At 61.1% G+C, this 21,814-nt stretch carries 21 protein-coding genes and 1 pseudogene; 13 read left to right on the top strand and 9 right to left on the bottom strand.

The window, feature by feature from the left end:
* Window positions 1-177: 177 nt before the first annotated feature.
* A complete protein-coding gene (locus A5625_RS05535; RefSeq protein ID WP_066989883.1) occupies window positions 178-552 on the top strand; it encodes a nuclear transport factor 2 family protein in 375 nt (124 codons plus the stop codon).
* 93 nt (window positions 553-645) lie between these two features.
* On the opposite strand, the gene A5625_RS05530 is transcribed toward A5625_RS05535, so the two are convergent.
* Window positions 646-1,371 (bottom strand): IclR family transcriptional regulator, encoded by a 726-nt coding sequence (locus tag A5625_RS05530; RefSeq protein ID WP_197515980.1) that lies wholly within the window; start codon window positions 1,369-1,371, stop codon window positions 646-648.
* A 245-nt stretch (window positions 1,372-1,616) separates the two neighbouring features.
* Between A5625_RS05530 and A5625_RS05525 the strand changes: the two genes are divergently transcribed.
* From A5625_RS05525 to A5625_RS05510, 4 genes are all read left to right on the top strand, one after another.
* A complete protein-coding gene (locus A5625_RS05525; protein ID WP_066989942.1) occupies window positions 1,617-2,846 on the top strand; it encodes a CaiB/BaiF CoA-transferase family protein in 1,230 nt (409 codons plus the stop codon).
* Window positions 2,843-3,739 (top strand): fumarylacetoacetate hydrolase family protein, encoded by an 897-nt coding sequence (locus A5625_RS05520; RefSeq protein WP_066989877.1) that lies wholly within the window; start codon window positions 2,843-2,845, stop codon window positions 3,737-3,739. The genes A5625_RS05525 and A5625_RS05520 overlap by 4 nt, the downstream gene beginning before the upstream one ends.
* Complete coding sequence (locus A5625_RS05515) at window positions 3,736-4,515, top strand: enoyl-CoA hydratase-related protein (protein ID WP_066989874.1); 780 nt, start codon at window positions 3,736-3,738, stop codon at window positions 4,513-4,515. Before A5625_RS05520 ends, A5625_RS05515 begins: the two co-directional genes overlap by 4 nt.
* Window positions 4,516-4,822: 307 nt before the next feature.
* A complete protein-coding gene (locus A5625_RS05510) occupies window positions 4,823-6,019 on the top strand; it encodes a DUF3500 domain-containing protein (protein ID WP_197515979.1) in 1,197 nt (398 codons plus the stop codon).
* A 308-nt stretch (window positions 6,020-6,327) separates the two neighbouring features.
* Here A5625_RS05510 and A5625_RS05505 read toward each other — a convergent pair whose 3' ends face one another.
* Window positions 6,328-7,095, bottom strand: coding sequence for an IclR family transcriptional regulator (locus A5625_RS05505; RefSeq protein WP_066989868.1), 768 nt, complete (start codon window positions 7,093-7,095; stop codon window positions 6,328-6,330).
* Window positions 7,096-7,191: 96 nt separating this feature from the next.
* On the opposite strand from A5625_RS05505, the gene pcaH reads away from it, so the two are divergent.
* The 8 genes from pcaH to mdlC all read left to right on the top strand — a co-directional run bounded on the left by pcaH (window position 7,192) and on the right by mdlC (window position 14,418).
* Complete coding sequence (gene pcaH, locus A5625_RS05500; protein WP_066989865.1) at window positions 7,192-7,974, top strand: protocatechuate 3,4-dioxygenase subunit beta; 783 nt, start codon at window positions 7,192-7,194, stop codon at window positions 7,972-7,974.
* Complete coding sequence (gene pcaG / locus A5625_RS05495) at window positions 7,967-8,518, top strand: protocatechuate 3,4-dioxygenase subunit alpha (protein ID WP_066989940.1); 552 nt, start codon at window positions 7,967-7,969, stop codon at window positions 8,516-8,518. The genes pcaH and pcaG overlap by 8 nt, the downstream gene beginning before the upstream one ends.
* Window positions 8,515-9,744 (top strand): lyase family protein, encoded by a 1,230-nt coding sequence (locus A5625_RS05490; protein WP_066989862.1) that lies wholly within the window; start codon window positions 8,515-8,517, stop codon window positions 9,742-9,744. The genes pcaG and A5625_RS05490 overlap by 4 nt, the downstream gene beginning before the upstream one ends.
* On the top strand, window positions 9,741-10,526 hold the full coding sequence (locus tag A5625_RS05485; protein WP_066989860.1) for an alpha/beta fold hydrolase: 786 nt from the start codon (window positions 9,741-9,743) through the stop codon (window positions 10,524-10,526). Before A5625_RS05490 ends, A5625_RS05485 begins: the two co-directional genes overlap by 4 nt.
* Complete coding sequence (pcaC, locus tag A5625_RS05480) at window positions 10,523-10,918, top strand: 4-carboxymuconolactone decarboxylase (RefSeq protein WP_066989858.1); 396 nt, start codon at window positions 10,523-10,525, stop codon at window positions 10,916-10,918. Before A5625_RS05485 ends, pcaC begins: the two co-directional genes overlap by 4 nt.
* Window positions 10,919-10,961: 43 nt before the next feature.
* Window positions 10,962-12,152: a 4-hydroxybenzoate 3-monooxygenase gene (locus A5625_RS05475; RefSeq protein ID WP_066989855.1), complete on the top strand. Its 1,191-nt coding sequence runs from the start codon at window positions 10,962-10,964 to the stop codon at window positions 12,150-12,152.
* A 306-nt stretch (window positions 12,153-12,458) separates the two neighbouring features.
* Entirely contained in the window at window positions 12,459-12,767 is a 309-nt protein-coding gene (locus A5625_RS30720) for a nuclear transport factor 2 family protein (protein WP_369829984.1), read from the top strand.
* A gap of 79 nt (window positions 12,768-12,846) precedes the next feature.
* A complete protein-coding gene (mdlC, locus tag A5625_RS05465; protein WP_232003452.1) occupies window positions 12,847-14,418 on the top strand; it encodes a benzoylformate decarboxylase in 1,572 nt (523 codons plus the stop codon).
* A gap of 1 nt (window position 14,419) precedes the next feature.
* Here mdlC and A5625_RS30715 read toward each other — a convergent pair.
* From A5625_RS30715 to A5625_RS05435, 7 genes and pseudogenes are all read right to left on the bottom strand, one after another.
* Window positions 14,420-15,081: pseudogene (locus A5625_RS30715) on the bottom strand (DUF3500 domain-containing protein); the annotation flags it as partial.
* Between the two features lie 146 nt (window positions 15,082-15,227).
* Entirely contained in the window at window positions 15,228-15,527 is a 300-nt protein-coding gene (locus A5625_RS30435; protein WP_066989848.1) for a DUF3500 domain-containing protein, read from the bottom strand.
* Between the two features lie 135 nt (window positions 15,528-15,662).
* Window positions 15,663-17,342: an AMP-binding protein gene (locus A5625_RS05455; RefSeq protein WP_066989846.1), complete on the bottom strand. Its 1,680-nt coding sequence runs from the start codon at window positions 17,340-17,342 to the stop codon at window positions 15,663-15,665.
* Window positions 17,339-18,493 (bottom strand): DUF3500 domain-containing protein, encoded by a 1,155-nt coding sequence (locus A5625_RS28140; protein ID WP_197515978.1) that lies wholly within the window; start codon window positions 18,491-18,493, stop codon window positions 17,339-17,341. The genes A5625_RS05455 and A5625_RS28140 overlap by 4 nt, the downstream gene beginning before the upstream one ends.
* Window positions 18,494-18,590: 97 nt before the next feature.
* Window positions 18,591-19,472: a fumarylacetoacetate hydrolase family protein gene (locus A5625_RS05445; protein WP_066989842.1), complete on the bottom strand. Its 882-nt coding sequence runs from the start codon at window positions 19,470-19,472 to the stop codon at window positions 18,591-18,593.
* A 106-nt stretch (window positions 19,473-19,578) separates the two neighbouring features.
* Entirely contained in the window at window positions 19,579-20,406 is an 828-nt protein-coding gene (locus A5625_RS05440) for an NAD(P)-dependent oxidoreductase (RefSeq protein WP_066989937.1), read from the bottom strand.
* Window positions 20,407-20,633: 227 nt separating this feature from the next.
* Window positions 20,634-21,494 (bottom strand): cupin domain-containing protein, encoded by an 861-nt coding sequence (locus A5625_RS05435; protein WP_066989840.1) that lies wholly within the window; start codon window positions 21,492-21,494, stop codon window positions 20,634-20,636.
* Between the last annotated feature and the right edge of the window lie 320 nt (window positions 21,495-21,814).

Below are 21,814 nucleotides of genomic sequence, written 5' to 3'. Positions count from 1 at the left end.
GCAAAGGGACAATTTTTCGGACTTACCACCAACGGGGAATCATCTTATCCATACCGTCATGCCGTCATGCGGGCACCCAACGGTGGCGACTACGGCATGGCACTCATGTCCGGCGTAACCCGGTGACAAGTTCCATCTGTATAACGAAGAAAGGCAAAGTAATTGACCGTCCGTACCTTGACCACGATTGAAGAAGCTGAAGCCGCTTGGATCGAGTCGCTTACCGAGCCGACCACTGAACGCATGCGGCAGTTGGTGCACCCAGAGTTCATCGCCGTGCACGGGCCCACGGGTCAGATTCAGGGCGCCGAACGGTTCCTCGCAGACACCGCGGCGCGACCCGGGCCGCGTCATGTGCAGATCGTCGACTCGACCGTCCGTGTCCTCGGCGACACCGCAACGGTGAGTTGCATTGAGGAGTACCGGGCCCAGTTCGTCCCGGATGCGCCACCATTCGTCATCCAGGCCGCGGTTTCACGGGTGTGGATTCGTCAAGGCGGACAATGGCTTCTGGCACACCTGCAGATGGCGCGTCGGGTCACGCCGGGGTGAGTTTTGATGTGATGACCGCACCGCCAGGATGGGGGGAGGCTTTCGGCTAGATCCACGTGGTCTGGAATTTTGCTGGCCAGCGAGGGACCATAGTCAGCGCGTGAACACGGCGGGCAATGAGCCACCGATCTGTTCTGCTGTCGAACGGACCTTGCGCCCATAGTCAGGTCGAACAGACTTGGGCATACGGGGTTTTGGGCCGGAGATCGAGACCGATCCGATGGGGCGTGAATTGGAATCGAGAATGGGCGCTGCGATTGAGACGACACCTTCCTGCAGTTCCTCGTCGGCAACCGCGTAGCCGCGTTTCCTCGTCAGTTGGAGTTCGTCATACATGTCAGATGCCCGCGTGACCGTTCGTGCCGTGACAGCGGAGAGACCAGATTGTACGTAGTGGGTGATCTCGTCGCTAGGTAGACGAGCGAGGATCGCTTTACCGTTGGAACTGGCGTGAAGCGGTGCGCGCGCACCCAAAGGTGCGATGGCACGGACGGGGTGGGGGCTGTCAACGCGTTCGATGAGCACAACCTGATCGCCGTCCCTGATCATCAGATGGATGGTTTCGCCGACGTCGGACGACAAGTCGTGCATGAAGGGTAGCGCTCGCTCACGAAGGCTGCCGCGATTGCTCACGGTGCTGCCAACAATGAAGGCCTTCATACCGACTATCCATCGCGTGCTGTCGTCTGGATCGCCTTCAAGCCAGCCGTCTTCTGCAAGGCTCGTTAATCCGCGATGCACGGTGGTTTTCGGCAGGCCGAGTTGACGGGTCAGTTCCGTGAGGCCCACAGGTTGCAGTTCGGAGACGGCTTCAAGCACGCGCAAGGCAGTCCGAACGCTCCGCATATAACTCCTCGACACGAACAGGTTTTTATCGTCAGGTCAGCGTACCAGACCGGTCCACGATGTGGACCGGGTACCCAAGTCAAGCGAGTCCGCTGCGGTCCAGCACCGTCACGCTTGACGACGCCGCGCTGCAGCGCCTAGGTTATGCAGTGCGACCGTATTACGGTCCACTGGTCTGTAGTTCGGACCGCGATCCAGTATTTGAAGGGTGGATTCAGTTGACTGACACGCCCAGAGCCAGGGCGTTTCTCGATGGGATTCGGGTTCTCGACGTCACAGGCGCTCTTGCCGGCCCGTACTGCACGACGATCTTGGCGGATATGGGCGCCGAAGTGATCAAGGTCGAGCCCACCGAAGGCGACAGTCTTCGCCGGCGTACGGCCGACCCCGCGAACGGCGCATTGGCTTTCGACCTGGTTCACCGCGACAAGAAGAGCCTGGCAATCGACCTCAAATCCCGTGCAGGCAAACGAATCCTGGTCGAGATGGCACGCCGCAGCGATGTATTGGTGGAAAACTTCAGTGTCGGCGTGCTCACCCGGCTCGGCTTGGGCTATGAAGATCTGCGTCCTGAATGCCCAAATCTGGTTTATTGCTCGATATCCGGTTTCGGCCAAAGCGGGCCGATGCGGGACGCTAAAGGCATCGATCTGATTGCACAGGCCTACGGCGGGCTGATGAGCGTGACCGGCAGTGACGACGGGCGGCTGGCCAAAGCCGGCTTTCCGGTGTCCGATCTTGGCGCGGGCATGTGGGCGGCGATCGGTGTACTGGCGGCGTTGGTGCGGGCTGGGTCGGGCGGGGGCGGCGGTTATGTCGACGTATCACTCGCCGACACCATCGCCTCGTGGTCGTTATGGGAAATTGCCGACTACATGTCGACGGGCGTCGTACCAGAACCGTTGGGAACGGCGCATCGTCTCGCGGCGCCATATCAGGCATTCAACTGTGGTGACGGGCAGCTCATCGCAGTCGGCGCGGTCGAGCGATCATGGCCGCGACTCTGCGCGGTTCTCGATCTCGACCTCTCTACGGATGACCGATTCGCGACCGAGTATGAGCGCTTCCGTCACCGCAAGCAGCTCGCCGAAATACTCGACCAACGCTTTATGCAGGAGCCACGAGACCACTGGATCGATTGGCTTCGTGATGCCGGAGTACCTTGTGGCCCTGTTAATTCGATCGACGCGGTGGTCGGTGATCCGCAGTTCAAAGCCCGCGGGATGTTCCCTCAAGACGAAGAACGGCATGGCGCAACGCTTTTAGTCAACACGCCGGTCATGGCCGATGGCGCCCCACGTGCACGAGGTAGGGCACCGCGGCTCGGCGAATCGGCGCCCGCGCTCCTTGCCGAACTCGGCTATGGCCCGAAGGAAATCGAGGATCTTGTAGCGGCCGGGGTTATCGCGTTGGCGGCCACCGACACCAACGCAGGGTCACTATTGTGACAATCAGCGTGGCACCAGACAGCGCCTGGGACGGGGGCACCGGACTGAGCCGAATCTCACTAGACTCCGCGCCGGTTGTGATCATGTACCAACCGGGTGCACAGCACGGTCATATCGCCACCGTCAACGGCGCTGCCTTCACCGATCTTCCCGCCCTGTTAGAGGCCGCCGACGGCGAGGCGTCACAGATCCGCCCCGGCACGAGAATCAGCGTCGAGGCGCACGAGCTGCTCAGCCCACTCGCCAGGCCGCGCAAAATCATCTGTGTGGGACAAAATTACATGGCGCATGTCAGCGAAGCCGGCCGTCAGGAAGCGCCACCTTATCCGGACTTGTTTGCTAAGTGGGACAACGCCTTGGCCGCCCCCTACGCCCAAATCCAACTGCCGCCCGAGTCGAATCAGGTTGACTTCGAAAGCGAATTGGTCATTGTGATCGGTCGGCGCAGCCGGCGAATCAGCGCAGGGGACGCCGGGGACGTCGTCTTCGGTTACACCATCGCCAACGACGGCTCGGTACGCGATTACCAGTTCCTGACATCTCAGCGCACGGCAGGGAAAGCATGGGATGGCCTTACTCCGCTCGGGCCGGTTGTGGTACCCGCGGAAGGACTTGGCGGCATCAGTCCGGACCTTCGCATTACCGGCCTGCTCAATGGCGAGATCATGCAGGACGACCGCACCAGCAGCATGATTTATAGCGTGGGTGACTTGATCTCCTATATCAGCACTTTCATGACACTGGACCCGGGTGATCTCATCCTGACCGGCACGCCTGCTGGCGTTGGACTTGTCCGCGAGCCGCCCGTGTTACTCACGGATGGAGACGTGTTCGAAATTCGCATCGAGGGCCTCGGTGCGTTGCGCAGCACCTACGTGAACGAGATACTGTGACGACTCCAACTGTCCGCTTCGAAATCGACAACGCGATCTCGTGGGTCACGATGAGCAATCCAGCGCGCCGTAACGCCCTGTCTACGACCATGATGCAGCAGCTGGAACAGAGCTTGCGCAATTTGGACGTCGATCCGGCCGTGCGGGCGATCATCCTGAGGGGCGAGGGGACCGCGGCGTTTGCCTCGGGCCTGGACATTTCCGAATTCGATGCTCAGCAGAATAGCCAAAAGGCGAAACACAGGGCCGATGAGATCACCGACAAACTGTTCAATACATTGGCAGCCATGACCAAGCCGGTAATAGCGATGATCTTCGGCCCCTGTCTTGGCGCGGGCGTGGCGATCGCCAGCTATGCCGATATCCGGCTGTGCGCCGCCACAAGCCAATTCGCCATTCCGGCAGCACGCCTGGGACTCGGCTATCCAGTCGAACTCATCCACGCACTGGTGCGTATCGCCGGGCCAGGCCAGGCGGCTGAATTGCTCTTCACCGGCCGCACGTTTTCCGCAGCGGAGGCCCTGCAGGCTGGCATTGTCAATTCCATTTTCGCGCCGGAAGCGCTCGAGGAAGCGACGCGCGGGTTGGCCGGCACGATCGCGGGCAACGCACCATTATCGGTACGTGCGGCGAAGGCGGCGATCAGATCGCATGGTGCGCCCGAGTACCGCGCTACCGCCGAGGAATTGGCAATGGCGTGCGCCAGATCGGCCGACGTGCGCGAGGGCCAGCGCGCGTTCATGCAAAAGCGAAAGCCCCAGTTCGTCGGATCATGAACTCTTGCCTCGGTGCGCCGCCTCCCCTCATGCGGTCGCCCGCCCTCAGCGCTGATGCTCCCCATGTCGCGGGTACGGACCGGCCTAGCCGCTCGGAGCCGGCCTACTGCCCGGCGTTTCGCAGAGTGCCAGGACCGTTTTGGGTGGCCGACCGAACCAGACCCACCAGTAGTGTCTTCCGTATCGAGGACTTATTACCTGTGAGTCGGACCCCAGGTCACGTTAGTGAATTGACCACCAACTTCTCGAAAAGGCCACGCGTATGACGGCACGTTTCAGGGACTTCGTATATCCCCAACATCCCCTATTGAGCGGGCTCGACAAACTAACCCCAACGGAGTACGCCGAAGTGATGCGGCAGACACCAGTCCTGGGCGACGTCATCAAGTACTGGATGGAGCTCTTTGAGAGCACTTCGTTCAATGGCATCAGTTCTGACGGCAACATCATCGAGGGGCTGTTCGAGCTGGGGGCAGACGAGGGCGCACCCACCGCCAAGGCTTCCGAGGCGGCGGAGAATCTGCTCAAAGCGCTGACCCTTGAAGACCGGACGAAAATCTGTCATCCCCTCGATAGCAGGGTCTGGCGGGCATGGATGAACCCGGAGTTTTACCTTCTGCCGTACGGTCTTCGCCTGGAAGATTTAGACAGCACCACGCTGGCGCTGGTCATGTCGCTTATTCAAGCAAGCGTCAGCGACAAAGGATACCGAAAAATCGTTGACCTGATGCGGATTAACGACTTCCTGGGTCACATCGTCGGCGTCCCGAACGCAATAAATGTCGGCAGCTACAACATCAACATCTTTGGCACACCGTCGCTCCACCAGCCTTGGGGCTGGAACTTCTGGGGCCACCATGTGTGCCTGAATGTTCTGTTTCTCGGCAAGCAGCAGGTTTTCACACCAGTCTTCTTCGGCGCAGAACCCAACGAAATCGACGAGGGCGAGCATGCCGGCACGATCGTCTTCGTCGAACAGGACCGTGCCGGGCTGGACCTTGTCCAGTCGCTCACTCGCGACCAAGCCGACAAGGCGATCCTGTTCCACCACAAGCGCGATCCCAAGATGCCGCCGGGCCGGATCGCTCTCGGCGACGAACTACACCTGGGAGGTTGCTTCCAGGACAACCGAGTTATCCCTTACGAAGGGATCAATGCCCGCGACCTCGCCCCCGGCCAGCGTGAGCGACTTGTTCGAATCGTAGAGCTATTCCTCGATTACCAGCCCCCTGGGCCTTTGGCCGCCCGTATCAACGACGTTCGCAGACACCTCGATGACACCTGGTTCTGCTGGATCGGCGGCACCGCAGATGACGCCGTCTTCTACTACCGCATCCAAAGCCCAGTCATCATGGTTGAATTCGACCATCATGCCGGTCTCGCTCTGTCGAATCCGGAGCCCGAGCGATTCCACGTCCACACCACGATTCGCACTCCGAACGGAAATGACTACGGTGTGCAACTGGTTCGGGCTGCCACGTCACTCCCACAGCGACTGATCTGAGTCCAGCCCTGACCTGCCCGACGCGGTATGAACCCCCGACTAGTCCGGTTGACATACGTGGCCGCACCGTCATCGTTCCGCTGAATGCTTCACACTGTTCTTTCGCCGTAATGATCGATGTATCGTTCCATGGATGACAAGCGTTGCCCCCGTGGGAATTCACCCATGCCGAGCGTCGTATCAATTCCCGGCCCGCCTGGACATCAGCGATTGAATCGACTACGGCCTTCGCTTGCCCCCGAAGAACTACGAGCCGTCTCTGCCGAGCACGTCTTTGCCTGGGTGAGATCCACCATCACGCCGTCACGCTACGTCTCGGACCTGTCCTGTGACGACAGGCTTCGCGAGATACCCTGCGCTGCCACATCGAGCGCTGCCACCAACCTTGTCCGGGAGCCCCTGAGTGAGGGCATGACGAATCCCAGCGCGGCAACAACTTCGTCGCCGTGAAAGACTGGAACGGCTACTGAGCAAGCGCCAGGCGACATCTCTTCGATGGTGGTGGCGTATCCGTCGCGCCGCACGCGCTCGAGCTGAGTGGACAGGACGCCGCGGTGAGCGATGGTGTGCGGGGTGATCCGAGTCAGATGGCCCAAGATACGTTTTTGAACGGTCGGCGGTGCGTATGCCAGCAATACTTTGCCCACTGCGGTCGCATGGAGCGGGAGCCGGCTTCCGATAGTGCTGACTACCGGCACTGAGGTATGGCCGGCGAGCCGGTCCAGGTAAAGGGCCTTGTCGCCGTCGCGGACTGCGATGTGCACTGTGGCAAGCGTCGCTCCATATAGATCGTGCAGGAATGGTGAAGCTATCTCACGCAGACCGGTCTGCACCGGGGCCAGAAGGCCGATGTCCCAAAGCCGTCGTCCGACCACGTAGTCGCCGGTCGGTCGTCGGACCAAAGCTCCCCATACCTCGAGTTCCTTTACTAGGCGGTGCGCGGTCGGCAGCGGGATTTGCGCGCGCCTGGCTATTTCGGTGAGACCGAGCTGTCGATGCCCGGTATCGAATGATCCGAGCAGGGCCAGCAATCGGGATGCCACAGTCGAACCGGGTTGTGAGGCGTTTCCCGCCACACATCACCTCCACATGCTGGCGTCTGATGAAACTCTTCTACTGAGTGGAAGTCTAGCCTGGGACCCTCGGCGGTGGTGCGCTTATTGTCACGTTTCATGAACAGCGTGGCGCTGCACCATGGATTGGTATCTCAGGGTGAAATCTCCGCCGAGATACGCGAAATCGCAGCGGAGTGGGAAGGCGGCGGCCGATCCGAGTTTGAACCCCGCATCGATTACCCGCCCTATCGAAGCGCCATCCTGCGGCACCCCAAAGCCGCTCTGCACGAAGTGAACCCGGAGGGGATCGAGCGGTGGTCACCGTGTTTTGGGGATCAGGACGTTTCGCGGCTTGACGCTGATCTGACCATCGGGCACTCCGGCCCACCCCTGGGAGAGCGGATCATCGTCGCCGGCCGCGTCATCGACGGGCGCGGACGCCCACTCACCGGGCAACTGATTGAAATATGGCAGGCGAATGCCGCCGGCCGCTACATTCACCAAGGAGACCAGCACCCAGCACCCCTGGATCCCAATTTCACCGGGCAGGGTCGGTGTCTGACTGGCCCCGACGGCACCTTCCGCTTTCTCACAGTCAAGCCGGGACCCTATCCGTGGCGCAATCATTACAATGCATGGCGTCCCGCGCACATCCATTTCTCCGTTTTCGGAAGGTTATTCAGTCAGCGTCTCGTCACGCAGATGTACTTCCCGGGTGATCCACTGATGGCGTTGGACCCGATCGCGCAGTCGGTTCGCGACCCCGCCGCACGCGATCGGCTGATCGCCCACTACGACCACGACATCTCGGTATCGGAGTTTGCAACGGGATACCGGTGGGACATCGTGCTGAACGGAGGGCGACAGACCTGGATGGAAAACGGCGACGATGATGGCTAGTCATCTGCTGACCCCAGGGCAGACGGTGGGCCCGTTCTTCCGCTACGCGATGGAGTTTCCCGACGATAACTGCCTGGCGATGCCTGGACGGCCAGAGGCTATCCGCTTGCACGGAGGTGTTTACGACGGCGCGGGCCGGCCGGTACCCGATGCGCTGATCGAGTTGTGGCAGCCCGACAGCGCGGGACACGTGATGTCACAGCCCGGATCCCTGCACCGCAACGGATGGACGTTTACCGGCTGGGGCCGCTGCGCAACCGATGCCAGCGGGAATTACACCTTTACCACCGTAGCGCCCGGTGCCGTCATCCCTGGGCGTCCGCCCTTCTTCGCGCTGACTGTCTTCGCCCGCGGACTATTGGACAGGCTATTCACCCGTGCGTATCTGCCTGGGGACGGTCTCGAGACGGATCCGTTGCTGTGCGATTTGACTCAGGAGCGCCGACGAACCCTCTTCTGCGTCGCAGAGTCTGACGGGTATCGGTTCGATATTCGGCTGCAGGGCGACGACGAGACCACATTTCTCAGGTTCGTCGACGGATGACAAACCTGCTCTGGCCGGGTGAGCACCGAGCGGGAAGTCTCATGACGGATTCCGCGATACTGCGTGCCATGGTCGCCGTCGAAACAGCGTGGTTGCACGCGCTGGCCGCACACGACCTCGCTCCCAAGCAATTGGTCGAAATCGATCTCCAAGAAATGCTTTCGGCCGATGCCTGTGCTCGACTGGCCGTCAGCGCCGAGGCCTGCGGCAACCCCGTGATCGAGCTGGTCGGGTTGTTGCGCGAACAAGCGCCGGAGCACGCGCGCCGCTGGATTCATCGCGGACTCACCAGTCAAGACGTCATCGATACCTCGCTGATCATGTCCGTCCGCGCGGTCATCACCGAATTGCAAGGTCATCTCCTGCAACAAGTTTCGGTTTTGGCAACGCTGGCTGACAAGCATCGCAACACGCCCATGGTTGCGCGAACCCTTACGCAGCACGCGATTCCGACCACCTTTGGCGTGAAGGTGTCGGTTTGGCTAGGCGGGCTCCTTGATGCCTACCGCAGGCTGAATACAGCCTCCACGCCAGTGCAGATCGGAGGAGCGGCCGGAACCCTCGCAGCCACGGCCGAGCTGGCGACGTTGCGGGCAATACCCGGCGACGCCGCAGCGATCGCTCTTGACCTGGTCCATGATGTTGCCGACGCATTGGGTCTTTCGTTCAGCTCGCCATGGCATACCTCGCGATCTGTGGTGACGGAAGCTGCCGATGCCTTCGCCGGCTGCACTGACGCTTGGGGCCGCATCGCAGCTGACCTGGTTACCCTGTCCCGGCCTGAAATCGGGGAGGTCAGCGAATTGATGTCTGCTGGCCGCGGCAGATCGTCAACCATGCCACAAAAGCAAAATCCAGTGCTGTCCATATTGATTCGACGTGCCGCGATCGCCTCCCCAGCCCTGGCGGCAACGCTGCATACGTCGGCTGCTCTTGCCAATGACGAGCGACCCGATGGTGCCTGGCATGCCGAATGGGACACGCTCAGAACGTTGGCGCGGCGCACCCTCGTCGCGGGCTCGCAATGCACGGAGCTCCTCCGCGACATTCAGGTCGACCCCACGCGGATGGCGGAGCATCTTGCCGATGATGGAGTGCTCGCAGAACAGCACAGTATTGCCGAGATGGTGGGCATGCCGCCGTCGGCATCGTATCGAGGTGCTGCGGATAGGGTAATCGACGAGGCGGTCGACCGGGTACAGCACCTGTTGAAGGATAAGTCATGACCGTGCCTCGAATCGCGTGTACTCATTTGGCTGGAGCGGACCATTTACCGCTTTTGGTTGTCGGCCCGTCACTCGGTACTTCGGTTGCGGCATTGTGGACCTCAGCGGCGCAGCTGCTCGGCGAGACCCATTGCGTCGTCGGATGGGATCTGCCGGGACACGGTGCCAGTGTCTCACTGCGCGCGCCCTTCACCATCGCCGATGTGGGAAAAGCGGTGGCCGCAACAATCGAGTCCGAATGGGGTGCCGGGACATTCGCCTATGCCGGCGTGTCTATTGGCGGAGCAGTGGGCCTCCACTTATTGCTCGACGCCCCTAGCCGTGTCTCGGCGGCGGCGTTGATCTGCACGGGTGCGGTGATTGGCGCAGCTGCTGATTGGCGAGCGCGCGCGCAACGCGTCCGTTCCGAAGGTACGGCCGCGATGCTGCAAATGGCGCGACAGCGTTGGTTCGCACCGGGATTCGACGAACGCGAACCCCAGAGAGTGACTGCTTTGCTCGAATCACTGCGGAATGCTGACGCTGAAAGTTACGCGATGTGTTGTGAGGCGCTCGCGGAATTCGACGTACGCGACCGACTGGCACGCATCAAGGTCCCGGTTCTGGCGATCGCAGGCTCATGTGACGTCGCCACGCCGCCGAAATCGTTGCTCGAACTGGGAACGCGTGTCCGTGATGGCACCTTTATCGAGCTGCCGTGTGCCGCACACCTGCCCCCGGCGGAAAGGCCTAGACGGATTGCTCAGCTGGTCACATCTTTACTTGAGAGGGCTCCTCGATGACCAATGGGGACAGTCGCTTTGAACGCGGGATGAGGGTGCGTCGTGCCGTGCTCGGCGATGAGCATGTCGATCGAGCCAACGCCACGATCAGTCATCTGACGGCGGACTTTCAGCAATTGATTACCGAATACGCGTGGGGAACCATCTGGACCCGACCGGGGCTGGATCTGCGCTCCCGATCGATTATCACGCTGACGGCTCTGATCGCCCGTGGGCACCACGCCGAACTGGCCATGCATCTCCATGCGGCGCTGCGCAACGGCTTATCAGGTGATGAGATCAAGGAAATTCTGCTCCAAAACGCCGTTTACTGCGGAGTGCCCGATGCCAACACCGCGTTTCGGATCGCGCAGGAAGTATTCACCGATCTGGAGGGCGACCAGACGTCGTGAAGACTACGAAATCATGTCTATGACAACCGATTCCTTACCCCGCATGCGCACGCAAGTGGTGATTGTCGGCGCCGGTCCTGCCGGGCTCTTGTTGTCACATCTACTCAGCGCCGAAGGCGTCGAGTCGGTGATTGTCGAAACCCGTTCGCAGGAATACGTGCTGTCGCGAATTCGCGCGGGCATCCTTGAACAGTCGACGGTGAACCTCCTCGATGAAGTCGGCCTGGGCGACCGACTACGTCGAGAAGGACTGGAGCACAGGGGAATTTACCTTCAATGGCCTGGCGAACGCCATCATCTCGACTTCGTCGATTTGGTCGGACGAAGTGTATGGGTTTATGGGCAGACTGAAGTGACGAAGGACCTGGTCGCCGCGCGAGAGGCCGACGGCCAGCCGGCGTTCTACGGTGTCACCGACACGGTTCTCCACGATGTCGAGAGCGACGCACCGTATGTCACGTTCGCCGATGCGCAGGGCAAGCTGGTCCGCGTCGATGCCGCGGTCATTGCCGGCTGCGACGGGTCACACGGGCCGAGCCGCGCGGCCATACCGGACAAGGTCCGCCAAACGTGGGCGCATGACTATCCCTATTCCTGGCTCGGCATTCTCGCCGACGTAGTGCCGTCAACCGACGATCTGATCTATGCCTGGCACCCCGATGGCTTCGCACTGCACTCCATGCGGTCCAGGCATGTGAGTCGGTTGTATTTACAGGTGCCCAACGACGCCGATTTGACGTCATGGTCCGATGAACGGATCTGGGATGCGCTCAGGGTCAGGCTGGGTCACGGACACGACGGGTGGGAGCTCACTCCGGGACCGATCACCAACAAAAGCGTCCTGCCCATGCGCAGCCGCGTGCAAAGCCCGATGCGATACGGCCGGCTGTTCTTGGCGGGCGATGCCGCTCACACGGTGCCACCTGCTGGCGCAAAAGGCCTCAACCTCGCGGTGGCCGACGTCGCGCTGTTGGCTCCTGCGCTCACCGCACTGCTGCGCAAGGACGACTCTTCGCTGGCCGACGCTTACAGCGAAACGGCGTTGCGCCGAGTCTGGCGGTGCACGCACTTTTCGTGGTGGATGACCACCATGCTGCACGTCGGCGACACGGCCGGGGGAATGAATTCGTTCGACGCCCGATTGCAGGTGTCCCAATTGGCTTGGGTTGCAACCAGTCGTTCGGGGTCGGCGGACCTGGCGGAAAACTACGCCGGCTTGCCGATTGGGTATTGAAAGCACTCGGCCGCGGCCGATTGCCGTGATTGAGTGAACGGAATATCGTGCGATGAACGTTCATCAGATAAGATATGACCTTATCCGTGCGTCCTCGTGGATCAACCCACATGAATACCCTGCGACAAGGGTGCGATCCGTAGCGGTGGTAGTCGCGGGACCGGCGTCGCGCCTGCACTGGCGGGGTCCGGGCCGTACTTCAGTTGTCGGAGAGGAGAAACAACATTGACCACTGGCACTTTCGCAACGGTTGAGCAGGCCGAGGAAGCGTGGGCACAGGCGTTCACAGCGGCGACTGGACAGGAAATGCTCGACCTATTGCATCCACAGTTCGTCGCGGTGCACGGTCCCGTTGGCGCCATCGACAACGCTGAACAGTTCGTCGCGCAGGCAAATGCCAGGCCCAGGCCCGGTCGCGTCAGGTCTCACGCCCCTACCATCCACGAGTTCGGTGATGCGGCGACCGTGGCTTGCATCCAAGAATGGGAGTTCGAGTTAACTGCAGGCGCCCCACCATTTGTCATGCAGGCAGCAGCGAGCCGTGTCTGGATCCGTAGCGAGGGGAACTGGCGACTGGCACTCCTGCAGATGTCACGCCGACTCCCGCCGGCCTGAGCATGCCGCGTCTTTTGCTTGAGCACCATAACCCTTCGTAGCCCGAGGATTTTCTAACCCAATGCCCACTGTGCGCGACGTGACCTTCGATTTGCTGCGCCGTCACCATATGACGACTATCTTCGGTAACCCGGGTTCGAACGAGTTGCCTTTTCTGGCTGGCATGCCCGACGACTTCCGCTACATCCTCGGGCTCCATGAGGGCGCGGTTTTGGCTATGGCCGATGGCTATGCGCAAGCCCGACGCGCGCCAGCATTGGTCAACCTACACGCCGCTGCGGGAACTGGTAACGCCCTCGGCGTCCTGACCAATTCGGTGTACTCACACAGCCCATTGGTAGTCATGGCCGGCCAGCAAGTCCGAAGCACGATTGGACAGGAGACGTTCCTGGCCATTTCCGAGCCGGAGACTCTCGCCAGGCCGATGGCGAAGTGGAGTTGTCAGCCGACATGCGCCGAAGATGTACCCCGCGCTCTCGCCCAGGCAATCCACATGGCCACGCTACCGGCCAAAGGTCCAGTGTTTCTTTCTGTTCCGTACGACGATTGGGCCCACGAGGCACCGCCGGAAACGGGGCATCTGCTCAAACGACGGGTCGTCTCAGGCGGCTGTCTCGGTGCGGAGGCACTTGCCAGCGTCGCCGCAGCGCTCGACGAAGCCCGTAACCCCGTTCTCGTCCTGGGCGCGGAGGTCGATGCGGAGGCCGCGAACGACGACGCAGTGCGGCTGGCCGATGTATTGGAAGCACCCGTGTGGCTGTCGCCGTCGGCGCCCCGGTTGCCCTTTCCCACCCGGCACCGGAGCTTTCGTGGTCCGTTGCCGGCGTCTGTACGTGGCGTGACCGCAGCGCTCGAGGGCCATGACATCATCCTGGTGATCGGCGCACCCGTATTTCGCTACCACCAGTACGAGCCGGGGCAGTACCTGTCTGCCGGTGTCCGGTTGATCCACATCACCAGCGATCCGAGCGAAGCAGCGCGCGCGCCGATGGGAGAAGCCTACGTAGCAGATGTGCGCAATACCCTTAGCCGCCTTGCCCAAACGGTGCGCCCCGGTCAGCGCTCGACTCTTAGCCCGCTGGCTGGCTATCGTCTTCCCCCGGTGTCTAGTGACGACGCGGTCCATCCCGAAGAGCTGTTCGCCGAACTGCGCGGCCTGGCCCCAACGGATGCCATCTGGGTCAACGAGGCGACCTCGACCACTGCGGAGTTCTGGGCGCAAGCTGACATCAGCGTGCCCGGCAGCTACTTCTTCGCGGCATCAGGCGGCCTGGGATTCGGTTTGCCCGCCGCAGTGGGCGTCCAGCTGGCTCACCCCGGCCGTCAGGTGGTGGCCCTTATCGGCGACGGGTCCGCCAACTACGGCATTACGGCACTGTGGACAGCCGCCCACTACGAAATCCCGGTCATCACAATCATTCTCAAGAACGGGACCTATGGTGCATTGCGTTGGTTCGCTGGCGTCTTGAAAGCGGGAGAGGCCCCGGGACTCGACATTCCCGGCATCAACTTCCCCGAGATCGCCCGGGGTTACGGTCTAGATGCCGTGTCAGCGAACACGATCAAAGACTTTGCGGCCGAGTTTAGTTCGGCTCTGACGAGCCACAAACCCACGCTCATCGAAGTGGAAGTCGTGCGGACGATGAGCTAGGTCATGGTTTTTGTTGGCCACTGTGCTGTGCCAAGAGGTGCTGAAGAAGGATGTCACGGCCGAAATCCTTTGTAGGATCGCGCCAGACGGCGTGGGCGTGATTCGCGTGGTCTTCAGTATTGTCGAATTCGACCAGCGTGACCGGGCTTCGATGCGGAAGTAGTGCGGAGCCTCCAATGAGTGTGCACCCGCCCACACGAAGTGCAGCTGGTCTTGTCCTTTCTCGCGGATCCGGTCCATCTCGCGCACGACCTGGTCAGGCTTGAGGTTGGTCAGGAACGCCTTGAGTAACTCATCGAAAGCCGAGGCTTGTCCGGTATCCATGGCGCCCCTTGCCAAGCCGCGCGAGCGGCCCTTATGTAGCGCAGTGCGTACCGGTCGGCATCGGTGATCATGGCGTCGCGACGGCCGACGCCGTGCACGTCCGGCCATTCCTCCTTGCCTATAGCCGGGACGCAGCGCGTCACGAAATCCTGTGGCGGCACGGGGTTGATCGTCGCTATGCGCCTTTGTTCACTATCCAGACTCCAGCAGCGCGAAGGCGCTGTCTCCTTCTTCAGCGAGGACTCGATACGGACCGACGCGGGCAGGCTCAGAACCAAGCAGAAACGGGGTTGGCGCCATCCGATCTTGCCCGGCGACAGTGAAGTTCAACGAAAGGTGTTGTCCGACAAAGAGTCAGCCCAACTAGCATCGGGCTGAGGCTGATTGAAGAAGGTCAAAAAGTAACCCTCGGGATCGTGAAAAAAGGGGTGCCATGTGTCCGAACACCGGCGCGTTCAGCTCTCGCAGGACACATTCGAGCGACCTCACCTGAACGAGACTTTGGCGTAGCGCTCGACCGAGGTGCACTGCGCGACCAATCGATGGGTGAGGTAGCGCTGTATACCGGTCATATCGCGCACCGGCACACCATGGCGACCCGATTCCGCCAGAAAGTTCCAATTTGTGCCGACCGGGTCCTCTAACGGGACGACGATGTGGGATCGCTGGTCGTAATCGAGGTGGTCGAACAGTGCCATCGCCGCGTAAGTCACCGCCGTGACGTTGAAGTCATCGTCGATGGGACGGTGTCTCGGCGCGTGGTGCAGTACCGAGTCGTCGTACATCACGTTGCTGCCCTCGCATATCCGTCGGACGTTTCCGTGGCCGCACACGCGACGATCGGTGTCCTGACCGCACCAGCGCGGCGTGCCGCCACATGCACATCATCGTCCCGCTTCGAAATCGACGATGCGCATTCGTCAGCGGTTCTGCGCGGACTCGCGCAGGGTCCGGCGAAGTATCTTGCCAGTACTAGTTTTCGGCAGCTGGTCGACGATCTCTAGCTCACGGGGGTATTTATAGGCTGCCATGTTCTTCTTGCAGAACTCGATGAGCTCACTCGGTGAGCAGCAGGCACCCTGTTTTAGTGAGACGAACGCCTTGACGGTTTCGCCGCGATACGGATCCGGCATCCCCACTACGGCGGCTTCACGGATGGCGGCGTGGGTGTAGAGGACGTCTTCGACTTCCCGGGGCCAGACCTTGTATCCGGACGCGTTAATCATGTCTTTCTTGCGGTCGACGATGTAGAACCATCCTTGGTCGTCCATGTAGCCGATATCACCGGTCCTGAGCTCGCCGTCGACGATGGTTTGCGCCGAGTCTTCTGGCCGGTTCCAGTAGCCCGGGATTACTTGGGGGCCTTTGATCGCAATCTCTCCCAAATGCCCCGCGGGGAGCTCTTCATCGTCCTGGTCGAGCACGCGCACCGCCGTGTTAAAAACCGGCAGTCCGACGGACAGCGCGCCGGTACGGGGATCGATTGGTGCGATAGCCCCTAGCGGCGTTGCATGTGAGGGAGATGTCGTCTCCGTAAGGCCGTAGATGTTGTGAATCTGGCGTCCAGTACGGCGCTGGAAGTCGTCTGCAAGTGTGGGGGATACGGGCGCCCCTCCTGAGTAAATTGCGCGCAGCGGATCAAAGTCCTGCGCGGGATCCGCCGAATGCGCAAGCAGGGCGGTGAGTGCGGTGATCGCGGCCACAGTGAAGGTCGGGCGATGCTCTCTGATCGCGTCGAGAACAACCGTCGGATCGAAGCGGTGCGTGAGCACCAGCGGGCACGGGGAAGCGAGTGCCGCGCCGACATGCCCTACGAGTCCGGTGATGTGGAAAAGTGGTGCGATGGCCAGGATGGCGTCCAGCGACGACAGTCCTACCCACCTGCGATAGGTGTAGGAGTTGAAAGACATTGAGCGGTGCGTATTTATCGCCGCCTTCGGTATTCCTGTTGTGCCGGAGGTGTATGTGAGTACCGCGGCGTCATCCGGTTTGGGCAGCACGCCGGAGGGGTGACGACCGCGGTATTTCGTGAGCAAAGCGTTGAGCCAGAGAGGGTTATGGTCCGGTCGAATCTCGATTGGCTCGAGGACGCGTGGATCATTCCGCGTCTGAAAGTCGTTCGCGGAAGTGGTGATCACCGTGTGCAACTGAGGCACAGCACCGCTGTCGATGACATCCTGGACCACCGAGTAGAACAGGCTGTCAAGGCAGATGAGGGCCATCGCATCGCTGTCAATCAGCGCATGAGTCAATTCGCGTTGCTTGTTCATCGGATTTACCGCAACGGCGATGCCGCCGATCTTCCACGCAGCAATCAAGCCGATGATGAAGGACGGATTGTTTTGCACGTACAGCGCTAACCGATCCCCGGACCCGTAGCCACGCGCCATGAGCGCCGCCGCCAGGGCATCCGCGGCCTCGTCGAGATCTGCAAAAGTCAGCAGACCGTCAAAATAGCGGATCGCCGGCTGGTCTGAAGCCGCGGCGATGGCCGCGTTGAAAACGTCCAGCATGGTGTCATGCGGGGGTTGGATACTGAACGGCATTCCATCCCCGTACGACGAAAGCCAGGGTGCAGCGTCATCGGATGTGGTGATCATTGCTCTCCGTGGTGGCGGTGGTAGTGGTGACGCAACAGGTTTTTGGCATAGTCGCCGCCGTTCGGCGTCCGCACGATCGTGTGCACATGGAACGGCTCGGGCTCGTCGTTGTCGAGGAATATCCCTGCGTGGTTGTCGTATTCGATGAGCACTACAGGGCTGTGGACGCGGTAGTAGAAGGGCGATGTCTCATCCCACTGGCCGATCCATGCCAAATGTGTCTCGTCGAGGTACTTTTCGACGACTCGGGTCCGTGACTCGCGTGGACCCCCGGTCGGAAGGTTATTCAGGTAAACCTTGAGCAATTCCCGTAGTAGTTCGCGTTCTCCTGCGGTCATCTCGTCACCGCGGACACCCTCATAGGGAAGAACGAGATTGTCGCGTCCCGCGCCGGCGCGGTGACGGCCGTCGACTCTTCCGGCTAGCGCCGGGGGTAGTTCGGCGCTCAGCATTGATCCATGAAGCAGAGCCTTGCTCTGGCGATACGTCCTTAAACCGTCCATGAGTGCCAGGGCGGCGCGTCGGTGATCGTGGAAGACGGTGTGCGCCTCGAACTCGCAGCCGAGAAACGCTGGGGTGACTACCAGATGCTGGTCGACGATGACCGCGTGCAGGTCTATGTGGTGACCGGCCAGTTGCCAACCCCAGGGCTCGTCCGCCTCAGGGTTTCCTAAAATGCTGAACCAATAACACCATTCGGTGAGTGTGTCTTCGTAGCCCTGGACGTAGCTGCCGAGCTGCGCGTTGAGCCGCATGGCATCGCGTAGCTGCGCGAACCCCAGCGGGCTCACGGTTGCCTCGATGACACCGAGCGCACTGAAACGCTGCTCATCGGAGAGCTCCTCCAACAGCAGCCCATGCTCCGGGAAAGTCAAGAAAGCGTTGGACCACATGCGTATTTCGGGTGCGTCTAAAGGCAGTGTCGCCGAGCGACGTTGACTCTTGTCCAGCGTTTGCAGATAAGCCCTTGCCGCGTGGAGCGCGCGCCTCGAATCGAATCCATCGCCGCCAGTATCGAGGCCTACACGTGGCAGCCCATCAGCGGTGACGCCGACAAACTGCTGTGCAGCGCCGGTGTCCACCGGAGGTAGTTCGGCATCGCCGGCAAACTCAAGCATCTCCTTTATGCCAGCCTCATCGGTGAAGTCCACGGCGCCGCGACGAAGCGGGAAGTGTTGATGGCGAGGGTGATACCCGAGATAACTCTGCGGGTTTCCGCCTCCGTTGTCTCTAAAGCGCTGCATGAGTTCAGCCCGCAGTCGACCCAGCCTTGACTTTCGGATCAGACTCGCCTGCCCGCGGACCGAGTTGTGGCACCGCGCTTGGCGAACCGATTGTCGTTTCCAGCGTTCCCACACCATCGGCGTCAACTTCGACGAGATCACCTTCATTGAGGAACTCTTGTGGCGAGCGGCAAAGCCCCACCCCCGGAAGAGTGCCCATTGAGATGATGTCTCCGGGCACCAGGGTGATCACACGGGAGATCGACGCAATGGCTTCCTCGATGCCGAAGATGTAGTCAGTGGTGCCTCCGTCCTGCTTGACGATTCCGTTGACCAGCGTGCGATAACGAAGGTCGGCAAGGTCACCAACCTCATCGAGAGTCACCAGGGCCGGCCCGCACGGGGCCTGGCTGTCCCCAGCCTTGGTGACCGCGATCGTTTCGATCCCGCGGATGAGATTGCGTGCGCTCAGGTCGTTGAGAATGGTTATCCCGGCGACGTGCTCCAAGGCACGTTCGGCGGGAACGCACTTCGCGATACTACCGATGACTACGGCGATTTCGCCCTCCCAGTCAAGCTGGGTCACGGCAGGAGCAGGATGAACGGTGGCCCGGTGCCCTGCAAGCGATGTGGGCCACTTCGGAAAGAACCACGGTATGGCGGGTTCCGGCACGCCGACTTCCTCGCAATGGTCTTTCGAGTTCAGCCCGAGACACAGGATCTTCTGTGGATCCGGTACGGGCGGTAGTAACGCCACATCGTTGACGCTTGGGTAAACCGACGGATCGGCAACCACGAGTTGCCGTGCGCTGGCGGTGATCGTGCTCCAGTCGGCTTCACTTGCGGTCGTTAGCAACCGACGAACAGACGCCGCGTCAATCTCGGCAGAGAGGTCGTGATGGTCCACAGCATCCTTGAGTGGGCACAGACGTGTGCCCACGACGACTGCGGGAACCTCTTGGTTTCCGTTCAGGTATGTGGCTAGACGCATGATTACTCATCACCTCATTCAATCAGCGCGGATCGACGAAAATGTCGAGCTGCAGTGGTGGTTGCCCGCCGTACGGGCTCAGGTCGGCGATACCGGCATTTGCGAGAACGTCGGCATCGATCAGGCACTGTCCGGTCAGCTGCGAGGGGGGTGTTTGCAGGATGACGCATGCGGCGTCAGCCATGATCGTCGGCTGCCGCGAACGTCGCATGGTCTCGGCGCCGCCGAGCACGTTGTTGACGGCAGCGGTGGCAATAGTAGTTTCCGGCCACAAGCAATTGCTGGAGATCCCGAACGGCCGAAGCTCTTCGGCGAAGCCCAGCGCAAGGGTGCTCATGCCGTACTTGCTCAACGTATAGGCGGGATGTGCCCCAAGCCATTTCGGCGTCAAATTGATCGGCGGAGATAGGGTCAAGATGTGCGCCGATGAAGAACGCGTGAGGTGAGGCAAGCACGCTTGGGTCAGCGCAAATGTGCCACGGATGTTGACGTCCATCATCAGGTCGAACTTCTTCAGTGGTAGATCCGTTGTGGCGTCAAGGTTCAGCACGCTCGCATTGTTTATGCAGATGTCGACTCCGCCAAAACGCTCAACCGCCATTTCCACTGCGTGCTGCACGTCGTCCGCGTTGCGTACATCTCCGCAGACGGCGACGGCCGCGCCGCCGCTGCGTTCGACCTTTGCGACAGCGGTCTGAATCGTCCCTGGTAGTTTCGGGTTTGGCGCGGCAGTCTTCGCGAGCAGCACGACGTTGGCGCCGCGAGCGCCGAGTGCAGCGGCGATTTCGAGGCCGATGCCCCGACTGCCGCCCGATATGACAGCGGTGCGTCCGGCGAAGGGCCTAGACAAGAAGACTCCTACTTTGTTCACTGGTCTGGCGGGTCAACTGCCTCGGCCCCCGCCGCAACGGACGATCGATTCCCAGTTCGTCAGCGACCTGAACGGCGGTCTGACACCAACTTTCGCCGCTGGTTTGGCTGATCAACGTCGGTGAGCCTTCGCGACCGCATCCAGGCAGCTCATTAGAGAACCGTGATGATCGACTCGACGGATGTCGTTGGCGACCGGGGTAGTGCTCATCGGTACCGCGTCCTCGGTTGGCTAGTTATCGCGGCGTCACTGGCGGATACGAATACTGTTTGGGGGCCGATGTGGTCGTCGCCGTTGGCGTGAAAGTCCACGCCGTGGTCCCAGGGCTTTCCGGGTTGAGGTGGTGGGGCCAGCACGGCGAGATGTTTTTCGGTGGTGCTGCTGTCGTTGTACTGGCGGTGCGGAACCCCGGCGGGCAGCAAGACCAGGCTGCGTGGCGGCACCACATGTTTTTGCAAGGCCACTTCGACGGTCAGCTCCCCTTCCAGCACGAGGTAGTACTGGTCGAACTCGTGGATATGGGTATCGGGGCCGGCGCTGGCAGGATCGAGCTCCATGTAGTTGACGACGGCGTTGGAACAGCCCATGGCGGGGCCGGTTAGCGGCAGGAGACGCAGGCCGGGCATGGCGGGGTTGAGCTGGTCGGGGTGGATGCGGCGGGTGTAGCCGGGGTCATCGGTGCGGTCATCGACGGGCACGTCGTCCGGGGTTTCGACCATTAGCGCTATTGGCACCATGGGGGAGGGTGCGGGGATGATCATCTCGAAATGCGTTTCGCTGCCGGGCCCGTCGTTCCAATTGCGATGGGCCAGTCCGGCGGGAATGAACACGAAGGTTCCGGCCTCGATGCGGTGCACCTGCTGCCCTAATTGGACGTTCATCGTCCCCACGAGCAGGTAGTAGAGCTGGTCGCTGCGGTGGTAGTGCAGTCCAGGTCCGCAGCCGCCCTCTTCGATGTGGCTGGCGATCATCAGTGCGCTTTCCAGTGACGACAGGAACTGCGCGCGGTAACCCGGAAAGCCGGTATCTACAGTCTTTTTTTGATCGAAGCAGCGCACATATTGCATCAAGGCGCCTTCCGTAGTCCTTGGAAAATCGTCGAGTGATGAGTGTTCAACAAGGGTAGTCTTCCACGGTTCATACCTCGTGTAAAAGACTAAAAGGTGCGACTTTAAGACTGTCAGCCACTAAATCGGGTGCTGCGTTGGTGTCGTACCTTCCCGTACTCGAGCCTCAGCAGAGTGGTCGGGCACATCCACCGACTTGCGTCGACGAGCGCCGCGATTTGCGGCTCGCTATCCGTTTCTGTCGCGGTTAAGTAATCACTGGGCGTGCATAGCCCGTCGATCGGCCGCTCATTGGGGCGTCGAGAGCGCAGTCGAGGGCT

Source organism: Mycobacterium sp. 1465703.0, assembly GCF_001672975.1.
GTDB lineage: Bacteria > Actinomycetota > Actinomycetes > Mycobacteriales > Mycobacteriaceae > Mycobacterium.
This window is presented reverse-complemented; position numbering and strand designations above follow the sequence as displayed.